At 59.0% G+C, this 12,831-nt stretch carries 13 protein-coding genes; 4 read left to right on the forward strand and 9 right to left on the reverse strand.

The features are described 5' to 3' along the window. Positions 1 to 2: 2 nt before the first annotated feature. From ACR0JI_RS08525 to ACR0JI_RS08545, 5 genes are all read right to left on the reverse strand, one after another. The gene (locus ACR0JI_RS08525) at positions 3 to 2,897 is read right to left on the reverse strand and encodes a formate dehydrogenase subunit alpha (RefSeq protein ID WP_267365565.1); all 2,895 of its coding nucleotides are present in this window, start codon (positions 2,895 to 2,897) and stop codon (positions 3 to 5) included. Between the two features lie 105 nt (positions 2,898 to 3,002). Beyond that, a complete protein-coding gene (locus tag ACR0JI_RS08530) occupies positions 3,003 to 3,188 on the reverse strand; it encodes a ubiquinol-cytochrome c reductase iron-sulfur subunit N-terminal domain-containing protein (RefSeq protein ID WP_480476672.1) in 186 nt (61 codons plus the stop codon). Positions 3,189 to 3,245: 57 nt separating this feature from the next. Next, positions 3,246 to 3,857: a TorD/DmsD family molecular chaperone gene (locus tag ACR0JI_RS08535; RefSeq protein ID WP_480476674.1), complete on the reverse strand. Its 612-nt coding sequence runs from the start codon at positions 3,855 to 3,857 to the stop codon at positions 3,246 to 3,248. A 4-nt stretch (positions 3,858 to 3,861) separates the two neighbouring features. Then, on the reverse strand, positions 3,862 to 4,437 hold the full coding sequence (locus ACR0JI_RS08540; RefSeq protein ID WP_480476676.1) for a DUF3306 domain-containing protein: 576 nt from the start codon (positions 4,435 to 4,437) through the stop codon (positions 3,862 to 3,864). Beyond that, on the reverse strand, positions 4,434 to 4,988 hold the full coding sequence (locus ACR0JI_RS08545; protein WP_480476678.1) for a DUF3305 domain-containing protein: 555 nt from the start codon (positions 4,986 to 4,988) through the stop codon (positions 4,434 to 4,436). Before ACR0JI_RS08545 ends, ACR0JI_RS08540 begins: the two co-directional genes overlap by 4 nt. Before the next feature lie 263 nt (positions 4,989 to 5,251). On the opposite strand from ACR0JI_RS08545, the gene ACR0JI_RS08550 reads away from it, so the two are divergent. Then, entirely contained in the window at positions 5,252 to 7,204 is a 1,953-nt protein-coding gene (locus ACR0JI_RS08550) for a 4Fe-4S binding protein (protein ID WP_480493368.1), read from the forward strand. Here ACR0JI_RS08550 and ACR0JI_RS08555 read toward each other — a convergent pair. Further along, complete coding sequence (locus ACR0JI_RS08555) at positions 7,198 to 7,926, reverse strand: hypothetical protein (protein WP_480476682.1); 729 nt, start codon at positions 7,924 to 7,926, stop codon at positions 7,198 to 7,200. The two genes, ACR0JI_RS08550 and ACR0JI_RS08555, sit on opposite strands and share 7 nt — an antisense overlap. A gap of 132 nt (positions 7,927 to 8,058) precedes the next feature. Here ACR0JI_RS08555 and ACR0JI_RS08560 point away from each other — a divergent pair, with 132 nt between their 5' ends. The 3 genes from ACR0JI_RS08560 to ACR0JI_RS08570 are packed head-to-tail and all read left to right on the forward strand — an operon-like array spanning position 8,059 to position 10,291. After that, complete coding sequence (locus ACR0JI_RS08560; protein WP_480476684.1) at positions 8,059 to 9,120, forward strand: Mrp/NBP35 family ATP-binding protein; 1,062 nt, start codon at positions 8,059 to 8,061, stop codon at positions 9,118 to 9,120. Then, positions 9,117 to 9,815 (forward strand): biotin/lipoate--protein ligase family protein, encoded by a 699-nt coding sequence (locus tag ACR0JI_RS08565; RefSeq protein ID WP_480476686.1) that lies wholly within the window; start codon positions 9,117 to 9,119, stop codon positions 9,813 to 9,815. The genes ACR0JI_RS08560 and ACR0JI_RS08565 overlap by 4 nt, the downstream gene beginning before the upstream one ends. Next, positions 9,812 to 10,291, forward strand: a complete 480-nt coding sequence (locus ACR0JI_RS08570; RefSeq protein ID WP_480493367.1) for a DUF6505 family protein — start codon at positions 9,812 to 9,814, stop codon at positions 10,289 to 10,291. The genes ACR0JI_RS08565 and ACR0JI_RS08570 overlap by 4 nt, the downstream gene beginning before the upstream one ends. Here the strand turns inward: ACR0JI_RS08570 and ACR0JI_RS08575 are convergent. From ACR0JI_RS08575 to ACR0JI_RS08585, 3 genes are all read right to left on the reverse strand, one after another. Then, the gene (locus ACR0JI_RS08575; RefSeq protein ID WP_480476690.1) at positions 10,288 to 10,788 is read right to left on the reverse strand and encodes a flavin reductase family protein; all 501 of its coding nucleotides are present in this window, start codon (positions 10,786 to 10,788) and stop codon (positions 10,288 to 10,290) included. The genes ACR0JI_RS08570 and ACR0JI_RS08575 overlap by 4 nt on opposite strands. Before the next feature lie 90 nt (positions 10,789 to 10,878). Further along, positions 10,879 to 12,291 carry a 3'-5' exonuclease gene (locus ACR0JI_RS08580; protein ID WP_480476692.1) on the reverse strand — a complete coding sequence of 471 codons (1,413 nt, stop codon included), beginning with the start codon at positions 12,289 to 12,291 and terminating at the stop codon, positions 10,879 to 10,881. 2 nt (positions 12,292 to 12,293) lie between these two features. Then, positions 12,294 to 12,812 carry a hypothetical protein gene (locus ACR0JI_RS08585; protein WP_480493365.1) on the reverse strand — a complete coding sequence of 173 codons (519 nt, stop codon included), beginning with the start codon at positions 12,810 to 12,812 and terminating at the stop codon, positions 12,294 to 12,296. Positions 12,813 to 12,831: the final 19 nt, after the last annotated feature.

Consider the following 12,831-nt stretch of genomic DNA (forward strand, 5'->3'; position numbering starts at 1 on the left):
CCTTACGCTGCCGAGATCTTGCAGAGAGTACACTTGGTCTCCTGCATCTGGGTCACTGAATCATAGCCATAGGTCTGGGCGGTGTTGGAACTTTCGCCCAGAACATAGGGGTCAGCACCGGCGGGGTATTTGTGCCGCAAGTCCTCGCCCTGGAAATGGCCGCCAAAGTGGAAAGGCATGAAGGCGACACCGGCACCAACCCGATTGGTCAGCATTGCCATCACCTTGACCTTACCGCCTTCCGGACCTTCGACCCAGACCTGTTGCCCGTCCCGAATGCCAAGGTTGTTGGCATCGCGCGGGTTGATCTCGACGAACATATCCTGCTGAAGTTCAGCAAGCCATGGATTAGACCGGCTTTCCTCGCCGCCGCCTTCATATTCGACCAGACGACCTGACGTCAGGATTATCGGGTAATCCTTTGAAAAGTCGTTCTTTTGGATCGAAGCATAAAGGGTGGGCAGGCGATATGCGTGCCGGTCCTCGTAGGTTGGATAGTCCACCACCAGATCACGCCGGTTCGTATAAAGCGGCTCGCGATGCAGTGGGATCGGATCCGGGAAGGTCCAGACGACCGCGCGGGCCTTGGCGTTCCCGAAGGGCGCACAGCCATGCTTGATCGCCACCCGCTGGATACCGCCCGAAAGGTCGGTTTTCCAGTTGGTCTCGGGGCCTGCAACGGCATCGATTGCAGCGCGTTCTTCAGCCGTCAGGTCGCCGTCCCAGCCAAGGTCCATCAGCATCTGCATCGTGAATTCAGGGTATCCGTCCTGAATTTCTGATCCAACGCTATAGACCCCTTCGGCCAGCAGGTTGTCGCCATCGCGTTCCACTCCGAACCTGGCGCGGAAGGTCAGGCCGCCTTCGGCCACCGGTTTGGACATGTCATAGAGGTTCGGAGTCCCCGTATGACCCATCTCAGCGGTTCCCCAGCACGGCCAGGGCAGACCATAATATTCGCCGTCGTTTGGTCCACCAATGGCTTGCAGCGTGGTTCGGTCGAACGTGTGCTGATTGGCCATATGGCTTTTCAAGCGTTCCGGCGACTGCCCGGTATATCCAATGGTCCAGAGGCCTGAGTTGAATTCACGCGTGATGCTTTCAACATTCGGGGTCTCGGGGTCTTCCATCTCGATATTGCGGAACAGGCGATCCGCCCAACCGAACTTATTGGCGAACTTGGCCATGATGACCTCGTCCGGCAGGCTTTCGAACAGCGGATCAACCACCTTGTCACGCCACTGCAACGAGCGGTTTGACGCGGTGACCGAGCCACGGGTTTCGAACTGCGTACAGGCGGGCAAAAGGTAGACGCCATCGGTGCGGTCATGCAGAACGGCCGAGACAGTGGGATACGGGTCGATCACGACCAGCATGTCCAGCTTTTCCATTGCCGTTTTCATTTCCGGACCCCGCGTTTGCGAGTTCGGCGCGTGACCCCACAGAACCATGGCACGGACATTGTTGTCCTGATCCATGTTCGCAGGGTCTTCCAGAACACCGTCGATCCAGCGGGATACCGGGATACCGCTTTCATTCATCAGCGGTTTGTCCTTGCCGTCTTTGCCCTTGATCGTGGCGAACTGGCCCTTCAGCCAATCCAGGTCTTCACCCCAGACGCGGCTCCAGTGGCCCCATGCGCCCGCAGACAGGCCGTAATAGCCGGGCAGGGTGTGGGACAAAACACCAAGGTCTGTCGCGCCCTGCACGTTGTCGTGGCCGCGGAAGATATTGGTACCGCCACCCGAGGTACCCATGTTGCCCAGCGCAAGCTGAAGCACGCAATAGGCGCGGGTGTTGTTGTTGCCGTTGGTGTGCTGTGTGCCGCCCATGCACCAGATGACCGTGCCGGGGCGGTTGTTGGCCATGGTTCGGGCAACACGTTTCAGTTGCGAGCCAGGCACGCCGGTGACGCGTTCTGTTTCTTCAGGCGTCCATTTGGCCACCTCATCCTGAATCTGGTCCATGCCCCAGACACGGGTGCGGATGAATTCTTTATCCTCCCAACCGTTGTCGAAGATGTGCCACAGGATGCCCCAGATCAGAGCAACGTCTGTGCCCGGGCGGAAACGGACATATTCATCCGCATGGGCCGCGGTGCGCGTAAATCGCGGGTCGCAGACGATCAGCGGTGCGTTGTTCTGCTCTTTCGCGCGCAGAACGTGCAGCAGAGAGACAGGGTGCGCCTCGGCCGGGTTGCCGCCGATGATGAAGATGGCGCGCGAGTTGTGGATGTCGTTATACGAATTGGTCATGGCGCCGTAGCCCCATGTATTCGCAACACCCGCAACCGTGGTCGAGTGGCAGATACGGGCCTGATGGTCCACGTTGTTCGTGCCCCAGTAGGCGGCGAATTTGCGGAACAGATAGGCCTGTTCGTTATTGTGCTTTGCAGAGCCCAGCCAATACACGCTGTCGGGCCCGGATTCTTCGCGGATCGACATCATGCCATCGCCGATCTCGTTGATCGCCTCTTCCCAGCTGATGCGCTTCCACTCGCCGCCTTCCTTTTTCATCGGATATTTCAGGCGGCGCTCGCCGTGGGCGTGCTCGCGAACCGAAGCCCCCTTGGCACAATGTGCACCCAGGTTGAACGGGCTGTCCCAGCCGGGTTCCTGCCCGACCCAGACACCGTTCTGTACTTCGGCGACGACAGTACAGCCGACCGAACAGTGGGTGCATACGGATTTGATGTTTTCGACGGCCTGATTGGCCGCTGTCTGGGCACTGGCTGGCGTCACGGTTCCACCTGTGGCGCTGATCGCGGCAAGGCCGCCGATCGTCAGGCCCGAGCCACGCAGGAATGCGCGGCGATCGACGGTTTTCTCGCCGACCTGGGACAGGATACTTGTCCGCTGGGGGCGTCTCGCAACCCCGTTGGTCTTTTTCCTAAGCATGTCTTTCCTCCCTTGCGCGCCGTGTAAGCCACGGCTGGCTTGGTACTGCTGAAGCCGACGTCAGGGCCAATCGCAACCGTCTGTCGGGTGTGAAAGCGTCCAGTCCTAGAACCGGGTGCTCTCGATGTATGCGCGTGTATGCGCAGTATCCTGAATGCGGGTTTCGTCGGTCGGCAGCGCGGCGGCTTCGGCCTTCCCGGTCAGGCTGGCGGCAACGGCAGCTGGTGCTGCGGTTCCGGCCAGTTTGAGGAAGTCACGGCGGGTGGCGCCTTCTTCCTTGGTCTTGCTCATGGGAACCTCCTTTCCCAATTGCGGTTTGGCGCCCATGGGACACCGGCGATGTGCGGGTTACCCCGCCGTCATCCGGAACGCTTCGCGCTCGATCTCCATGAACACCCGACCGGCAGTGCCGACGGATGCATAAAGAACCGAGTTCTCGGCTGCTTCCAAATCCGAATAGAAATGCGTGGCCCAGGGGCCGATATGCTTGCTCCAGAATGCCTTTTGGTCATCCAGGGATGCCGGGCTGCCAAAACGCCCGACGATCATTCCGGCCATCATCTCCATCAATGAGGCGATGTTATCTTCGGGCTCGAACACGTTTTGGGCACGTGTGATCCCGCGAACCGCCATGTCATTGCGCAGCTGAGCCAAGGGTTTCTCGTTCAAAAAGCCCGTCAGGTAGAAACTGGCGTAAGGCAGCAACTCACCCCGGCCCAATCCGATGAATAACGCATTGAATTCCCGTTCGGCAGCGGCTGGCTTGGTGACCTTGGCAACCCGCGCCATGGATTGAATGGCCTTGCCGAGATCCGTGTCATCTCCGACCAGACCAGCCATTTGGTTCAGCAACATCTGGTCCGGAGGACCTGCCAGTAACAGACCCAGAAAGTTATAGAAATCCGCGCGCAGGCGATCCTCGGCTGAAACATCCAGAGTGTGCGCGTCACTTGCGGTCATTCGGTCATCCTTCAAATTCAAATGTCATTCGACGTGGCGACGGGGGACGGTCGACTTCTTCCGGCTCTTCCACCTTAACCACTGAAACCGGCTGTGGCACGGGATCGGGGTCAACTGACACGACCTCTGGTTCAGAGAGCGTATCAGTTTCGATTTCGTTTTCTTCCGTTTCTTGCGCGTCGGCGGCCAGCGCTTCGACATGCGCCAGCATGCCTTTTCCAACCTGATAGGCGGTTTGGATGTTTTCGATCACGCAGGCCGCATCGGTATAGTCCTCGCCGTAATCGACCAGCCCGTCGACATTGGCTAGAACAGGGTTCAACCGCCACAGCCGACGCAGGGCGCGGCGCCGCAGGCGATCAGGCACTGCCTTGGACATAAAGCCCGAAACATCATCGCCGGGTCCGAGGGTATCCGGATCGGGAAGGTTGAATTCGGCCAAAATCTCGGCGTCACTCTTTTCTTCAAGTTCGGTGTGATGTGCTGCGATCACCCGTTCTTCGAGGGCCATCGTCTCGGCTTCAGCTTCGGCCTGAACGGCTGCCTTCCGGCGCGACCAGAAATCACGCCGCTCTGTCATTGCAGCACCCGTCTCGGCGAGCGGTACACGTCCGATGCCTGCCGGATACGTGCATCACCTTTGCCGTCTTCAACCAGATCCGTCCGCTTCTTGTCGCGACGGCGCTTGACGAACACTTCGTGCTGGTGATGTTTCAGGGTGAAATCCCGCACCCAGGCGATCAGCCCTTCGGTCATTGGGATTTTCTCGACAATTTCTTCGCCGGTATCTGCGTAATCCTGCCCCTGGAACGGAGAAGCGGTGATCAGAACTGCATTCAGCGGCGTGTCGCCCTTCAGCTCATTCCGCAGTACAAGATAGATCGAGGGCTGCCCGTCCGACAGGTTGACCAGGTAGGCTTCGGTCTCGTCCGCCCAAAGGGTCAGAGGAAGGGTGGCAGCGTGGTATTCGACCGCCTCGCCTTCGCGGCGCAGTTCCTGCCAATCGGCTGGCCCTGCACCAGGCAACACGGCGACCGCGCGCCAGTTCCAGCGGGCCCAACGCGTGACCCCGGGTGTTTTGCGCACAATGACGCCAACCGGCATGTCGATCTGGCTTGCGGCCTTGGCCACTGGATCCTCCCCGAAAGGCTCTCCCCTGCCTTTCCACGTCCACTATGGTACACAAAATAGCCACGTGCCAAGCCCGTGCGTTAATACTTTGGTCGTATTCCCGGTAGCGTCTTCGTGATCAAAGCCTGAGAATGCTTTTGTTTTATGGGATTTTGCCGCGAAATTCTGCCCGGCGCCCTGCACGCTGCACAGGGTTGAAGTTGCTTCATCGGGAATGCAGCCTAAAGTGCAGAGGATCGGGACTGCTTCCCGAGGGAGGGGACATGGGCACGAAACTTTTGCTCTGCGATTGCGCGGGAACTCAGGCGCTGGATCCGGACAGGATCGAAAGCGCCTGCGGAATTTCCTGTTCAAAGGTGCATACCGCGCTTTGTACAAAAGAACTGCAATCCGCTGCGGCCTTGATTCAAGAGGGCGATACCGTCATCGCCTGTCTGCAAGAACAAGAGGTGTTCCGGTCGCTTGCCGAAGATATGAATATTGAGACCCCCGGCTTTGTCGACCTGCGGGATCGCGCTGGGTGGTCCGATCAGGGCGCGGATGCGACGGCCAAAATGGCTGCCTTAGCCGCCGAAGCGTTCCTGCCGCAACCCGTGACGCCCAGCGTTGATGTCATCAGCGAAGGCACGTGTTTCATCATGGGTCCGGGCACCGTTGCCTTTGGACTGGCGGAAAGGTTGGCCCGGACACTGGCTGTAACCGTTCTGGTCACAGATCAGGCTGAGCCGGACTCTCGGGCCTTCGACGTCATCCGGGGACAGTTGCGGTCTGTTTCGGGTGCTCTGGGTGGGTTTTCTTTGCGTCTGGACAATGTGCAGCAAGTGGTTCCCGCAGGCAGGGGTGCTTTCAATTGGACGGAACCAAGAGATGGGGCGCAATCGGCCTGCGATATCATTGTTGATCTGACGGGGGGCACGCCCTTTGTGCAGGCCCCGGCCAAGCGCGAGGGGTACTTGCGGGCTGATCCCAAGGATGCGGTTTCTGTAGAAAGTCTGGCTTTCGACGCCGCCCAACTGGTCGGAACATTCGAAAAACCCCTGTACGTGCGACTGGAAGAAACACTTTGCGCCCATTCGCGGGCGGAACAGGTCGGGTGCTCAAACTGTCTGGATATCTGCCCAACCGGTGCAATCACGCCCTCGGGCGAGCATGTAGCGATTGATCCGATGGTCTGCGCCGGGTGTGGTGAATGCGCGGCGGTCTGCCCGTCGACGGCGATAACCTATGAAGATCCACCTGTTTCGGCCTTGTTGTCACGGATGCACACTCTGGCGCGCACGTATCGAAGGGCAGGCGGTATCGCACCCCGGTTGCTTGTGCACGACGCCCACGGGGCCGAAATGATAAGGCTTGCAGCAAGGTTCGGGCGGGGATTGCCTTCGGATGTTATCCCGCTGGAATTGAAAGTGATATCCGGGTTCGGTCATTCGGAAATGCTGGCCTCACTGGCTCATGGATTTGCGCGTGTGGATGTGCTGCTGGCACCGACGACCGAGCGGGATGCGCTGGATCGCGAACTTGAACTGGCACGTGCCATAGCCAGTTCGGATGGGATCGGGCTGATTGAGGAGGTGGACCCTGATGCGATGGCAGACTTGCTGTATGCGCAAAATGTCCCCGAACCGTTGGCAGATCCGGTCTTGCCACTTGGCAACCGCCGACAAATCGCGCGACTGGCCGCACAGGCCCTGAATCCGCAGGCCAAAGCCCCGCTGCCATTGCCTGAAGGTGCGCCTTACGGTGCCGTTGCAGTGAATACTGACAGTTGCACGCTCTGTCTTAGTTGTGTGTCTCTGTGCCCGTCCGGGGCTTTGATGGATAACCCTGACAAGCCCCAGCTGAACTTTCAGCAGGATGCGTGCCTGCAATGCGGAATGTGCAAGACGATCTGCCCCGAAGATGCGATCACCTTGGTACCACAACTGGACCTGAGCGATGCTGCCTTGTCTCAGCAGGTCCTGAACGAGGAGGAACCATTTGCCTGCGTCGAATGCGGGGCTTTGTTTGGGGTGAAATCAACCGTTGAACGGATCATGGAAAAGCTTGAGGGCACGCACCCGATGTTTGCCTCAACGGAACAGGCACGGATGATCCAGATGTGTGACAATTGCCGGGTGAATGCTCATTTCCAGCAGCAGGACAATCCGTTCCAGTCAAAACCAAAGCCTCGGGTCGTTACCACCGAGGATTACTATTCGGATAGAAAGGATCACTGAAGCTTTAGCGGCGAGCCCAGATCTGCGGCGTCAATGCGCGAAACAAATGCCAGGATGGCTTCAAGATCGTCCAACGTCATCTTGACCGGGTGAATTGGGGATGGTCGCTCGGGATCAAAGGGGGGTGTCAACCCGTCGATCTGCGTGAATGCGGGGTGGGGATTGAGGGCAAAGAACGCCTCGAACCGTTCCGACCAATCCGGCATCGCGCGCAGAACCGCGAATGAGGGGGTTGAGCCAAGCCCGCTCATCCGGTTTCGGGGGCCAATCACATGACATCGACCACAATGGGTCATAGATAGTTCTTCGCCCAGCACGGTGTTGCCATCCAGGGTATCGTCCGACTGGGTGAATGTGGGATCAAAGCCGGTGCTGAACTGCTCACCCACCGCAGGAAGAAAACCTTCGACAGTGCGCTTGCCGATATCTGAATGCAGCCAGTCGCGAAACCGGATTTGACGATTATCACCTTCGATCCTCAGGTGATAGACCACTCCACCACGGGTAAAGACAGGATCACCGGGCGGCGCGGTTTCCAGCACCATGGCACCGGCATCATCTGCGACAACGCGTATCCCGGTCTTGAGAGAGAAGCGAGGAAGGATATGTTGCAACAGACCGGAGTCTTTAACCTCTGCCGGAGCCGCAAGGCCAATCGCCTCCTGCGACAAGGAGGGGGTGGCGGTGAGCGTCAGGCTCAGGCACAACAAGACAAGGCGCATGGTTTAGCCTAACTATGAAGGCTGCGATGCGTCAAATGAACAGAAAGAGACGGAGACACATGCAATGAGCGGCGACCAATACATGTCGACACGCACGCCCCTGTCGGCGGGGCACACCAAGGAGAGAACAGCATGAGTGTTCGTGACGCGGTTCTGGCGAACCTGAAAAAGATCACCGATCCGGTTTCGGGTCAGGACATTGTCAGTGCGGGCATCGTGCGTGCGCTGAATGTCGAGGGCGATACGGTTCGCTTTGTCCTTGAGATCGACCCGAAGCATGCCGAAAAGATGGAACCTGTGCGCGCAACAGCTGAAAAGGCCGCACAGATGGTTGAGGGCGTTGCAAATGTATCGGCCCTGATGACTGCGCATTCCGATAAGGCGCCGCCGGATTTGAAGCCGAAACCCAAACCATCCCAAACAGGACCGCAAGCCGTTCCCGGTGTTGACCGGATCATCGCCGTTGCGTCTGGCAAGGGGGGTGTGGGCAAATCCACCGTGTCGGCCAATCTGGCCTGTGCGCTGGCCGCAGAAGGGCGGCGCGTGGGTCTGCTGGACGCGGATGTTTACGGGCCGTCGCAGCCTCGAATGTTAGGCGTCTCGGGCCGCCCGGCCAGCCCCGATGGCAAGACGATCCTGCCGCTGCGCAACCACGGCGTCACCATGATGTCGATGGGGTTGATGACCAACGAAGGGCAGGCGGTTGTCTGGCGCGGGCCGATGCTGATGGGGGCGCTGCAACAGATGATGAGCCAGGTGCAATGGGGTGCCCTGGACGTGCTGATCGTCGACCTGCCGCCCGGCACTGGCGACGTGCAACTGACGCTGAGCCAGAAATTCAAGGTGGACGGCGCTATTGTCGTCTCGACGCCGCAGGACGTGGCGCTGATTGATGCCCGCAAGGGGATCGACATGTTCAATCAGCTCAAGACACCTATTGTTGGGATGATCGAAAACATGTCCACGCATATCTGTTCGAACTGTGGGCACGAAGAACATGTTTTCGGTCATGGTGGTGTCAAGTCTGAGGCCGAGGCGATGGGCGTGCCGCTGCTGGGTGAAATCCCGTTGCATCTGGACATTCGTGTAGCCGCAGACGGGGGCGCGCCAATTGTGGTCAGCAAGCCAGACAGTCCTCAGGCCGAGGCTTTCCGCAAGATCGCCCGCGACATGATCACCAAAGGCACCGTATGAGCCAACCGGTCTTTCCCCCTTTGTTGACGGGTCACCCGGTTCAGGGTGGGGAAGACCCGTTTGAACGGGCCCAGGCTATGGCGGCTTTGGGCTGCGATGCGGGGGCGGTTGTTTATAACATTCAGGCCGATTACCTGCGTGTCGCGATCGTATTTGCGCCCGAGGTGCCACTGCGGGACGCGATGGCGATGCTGCCGCTTTGTGCTGTCGGGTTTCAGAATGCGCTGGGCGCTCTGGCCCCGCCTGAAGTGGCGGTGCATCTGGAATGGGACGGTGTGATCTGTGTGAATGGCGCGAAATGCGGTGTGTTCCGCGTTTCGGCATCCGGGGAAAACGCGGAAGAAGAACCGGATTGGCTGATTGTCGGCTGGGAGCTCGCATTGATGCAAACCAGCACCGCGCCCGGCGAGACACCGGATGTCACAGCCCTTTATGATGAAGGCTGCGCCGAGGTGTCGGCCACGCAACTGGTCGAAAGCTGGTCACGCCATATGCTGACCTGGCTCAACCGCTGGCAGGAGGATGGCAACGCGCCGCTGCATGCCGAATGGATGGGCCTGCTGCGTGGGGTAGGTGAGCCACGGGTCGATGGCGGTGTATTCCTTGGAGCGGATGAGCGGTTCGGAATGCTGATCCGCGACGGGGTCAACACCCGTTTGCGCCCGTTGACGGAATTATTGGAGAACGGACGATGAAACTGGCCCGCGCCATCCATTTCGATGAAAGCGACATGAACGTGTTTCATTCTCCGGCACGTACGGGCGAATGGTGCGTTTCGGGCGGGTTCGAGTTTTCGAACTGGAGCGGCGCGGATCTGGAAGGTAAGGCGCGTCAGGCTTTTGCGAATGGCTGGCTGGGGCTGGAAACCTTTGGCCGGGTGACATTTGTGGCGGTAACCCAGATCGAAGCCGCTGAAAGGGATCAGGTCACCCGCAACTTGGCAGAACACTTCGTGCAGTATTATGGAGCGCCCTCGGTCGAAGCCGCATTAGGCGTGGCACAGGCTGAGATTGATCACATGTCAGATCTGTGTGAAGACCATGCCGCCAACACGCTGCTGACCGTCGCCAGAGAATTATCTGAGACAGGAGTGCACGAATCCTTTCGTGTGATCACTCCGCAAGACGCACAGCTAGAGGTGCTGGCGGTGCATGGGTCTCTGGACGACTAGAAAGGGTCTACAAACCCGCCGAACTGACCGCGCTTGAAGATCAGACCCTTGCCGGTGCGGTACATGACCTGATCCACATGACCGACAATGATCAGATGATCTCCGGCCTCGTGCCGGGCGTGCAAACGGCAGTCAAACCGAGCCAGACAATTGGCCAGCTGCGGGCGATCAGCCTCGTCTGTCGTCCACTCGGCATGGGTGAAATCCACACCGTCGCGTGCAAATCTTAGCGCCTGATCCTGTTGATCCTGAGCCATGACGTGGATCGAGTAATGCGTGCAGGTGCTGAACGTATCGAAGCGGTTTGACTCTCTGGCCAGGCACCACAGCACCAGCGGCGGATCCAGGGACACCGACGCAAACGAGTTTACGGTGATTGCACGTGGGCCGTCTTCGGTTTGCGCAGTGATCACGGTGACACCCGTTCCGAAACATCCCAGAGCCTCACGAAAGGCGTGGCTTTGATCCGGGGTTGGTGTGAAAATCTTTTCCGTCATATCGCGCGCGTGTTCCTTGGCCGCGCATCAGGTGCCATGCGTGGCCCGGATTGTCCACGAAAAGCTGAACGGCGTTTGCAAATTTCGGAGTTAATTAAGGTCTTCCAGCAGACGCCCGTGTTTGCGGGTGTGGACGATGACTTCGCCAAAGGTGTTCAGCCCGCGCGCTTGCAGGATGGGCAGCATCTTGACCAGCGCCTCGGCTGTTGCCACCGCGTCGCCCAATGCCGTATGACGTAGCGCCTCGGGGATAGTGATGTCCAGCCGTTCACACAGCGCGTCCAGTGTATGTGTATCGCTGGCGCCGAACAAAACGGCCGACAACAGCACAGTGTCGAGTATCGGATGATCCCATTCGACTTCCATACGCTTGGCATGGCGGCGAAGGAACGCCATGTCGAACGGCGCGTTATGGGCCACAATCACCGCATCGCGTGAGAATTGGTGAAACACACGTCCGGCTTTGACAATATCCGGTGCGCCCTGAACCATGTGATCACTGATCTTGTGCACGCGGGTCGAGGCAGCAGGGATCGGAATGCCCGGATCTACAAGCATGTCCAGATGCTCGCCCGCGACGATCTTGCCTTTCACAACGCGGACCGCGCCGATCTGAACGATCTCATCCTTGTGTGGCAGCAAGCCGGTTGTTTCCGTGTCGAAGACCACAAAACACAGATCCAGCAAAGAGCGGTTTTCAAACGCGCCGTCACCCGGCGTGTCCAGCAATTCGAAATCATAGACCAGCGGGCGGGCCTCATCTGGCGACATACGGGCAACGCTGTCTTCGAACACCAGCATGTAACCGGGTGCGTCACCCAATGGCTTCATTCGGGCCGAATAGGTTTGTCGGCCGTCCACGCTGGTCAGGGCGCAGAAAACATCCTTACCTGATTTGCACAACTTCCCATACGCGTCCGTCAGCCCCGTCGATTCGATATACTCGAAGAGCGAGGCGTTCAGGCGGGGATGCGCGATCTGGGCCAGCACCTCGGCCGCCTGACCGTCATACAAAACGATCTGGTGTTTTGGACTGGCCAGCAACATGGCGACCGGGATCTCGGTCAGAAGGGCAGTAAGGCGCTGTTTTTCCGCCGCCAGATGAGCGGTTTCAGCGGCCACCGCCTCGGCCGTGTGCATGGCATTTGCGGCAAGTTGCTCGGCCAGGCCAGCTGCAGCCGGGGCCAGATCTCCCAAATACCGCGCGGCTTGCATGTCCAGGTCGGTGCTGACACCGGCATGAGCGCGGGCCCGCAGTTGCGCTGAAAGCCGTTCGATCGGCTTGGCGACATTGTCGTCAAACAACAGCCAGACACCCGCGATCAAAGCCAGCAGTCCAAACCCGATCAGAACCTCGGCAAAGATGAAGTCATCAAACAGGTCAGGTTGTGCGGCCCGGGCATAGGTGATCCACAGGGCGGCGGAACTGATTGATATCCCGCCGAGCGCGAGCAGACAGAAAAACAGAAATATCCTGAGCCGCAGGCTTAACCCTGTGAGCATTGTCAAACCCCGCAGGTGGCGTCGATGATGGGGTCGGCGGGCCCGGCGGATATCCAGTCTGCATTCAGCAGACGTCCGTCATCGGAAAACTCAGCGCCGTCCGCCAGATTGGCGCGACGGTTCTCGGCACAATTCACGGCCACGGGCAGTTTGGAAACCGGAGCCCAGCGACCGAAGAAATAAAGATCGACAAGTCGTTGGTCGGGAACGTTTTCGTTTGTTCGCACCGACACGGTGTCAATAGCGGCAAAGCGGTCGACGAAGGGCACGGCATAGGTCCACGGGCGGTAGAGGGCGCGGCTTTCAACCTCTTGCACGATTGCCATTTCCTCGGGAAGTTGTTCGCGCATACGGTCGTACCAGGAATACTCGCTGGATATGGTCACAGCGATCATCCCCAAACCCGCCGCGACCGGAGTAACCCATTTCGGCAACCGCCCTCCGGTCAGCTTGTTCAGCACAAGAACGATACCCGCAAAAGCGAAGCCCGCAAAAACAGTGCCGATCAGTTCCAGAAACATCGTGTCTCTCCGTTCTTCA

Source organism: Ruegeria sp. N10, from assembly GCF_056531545.1.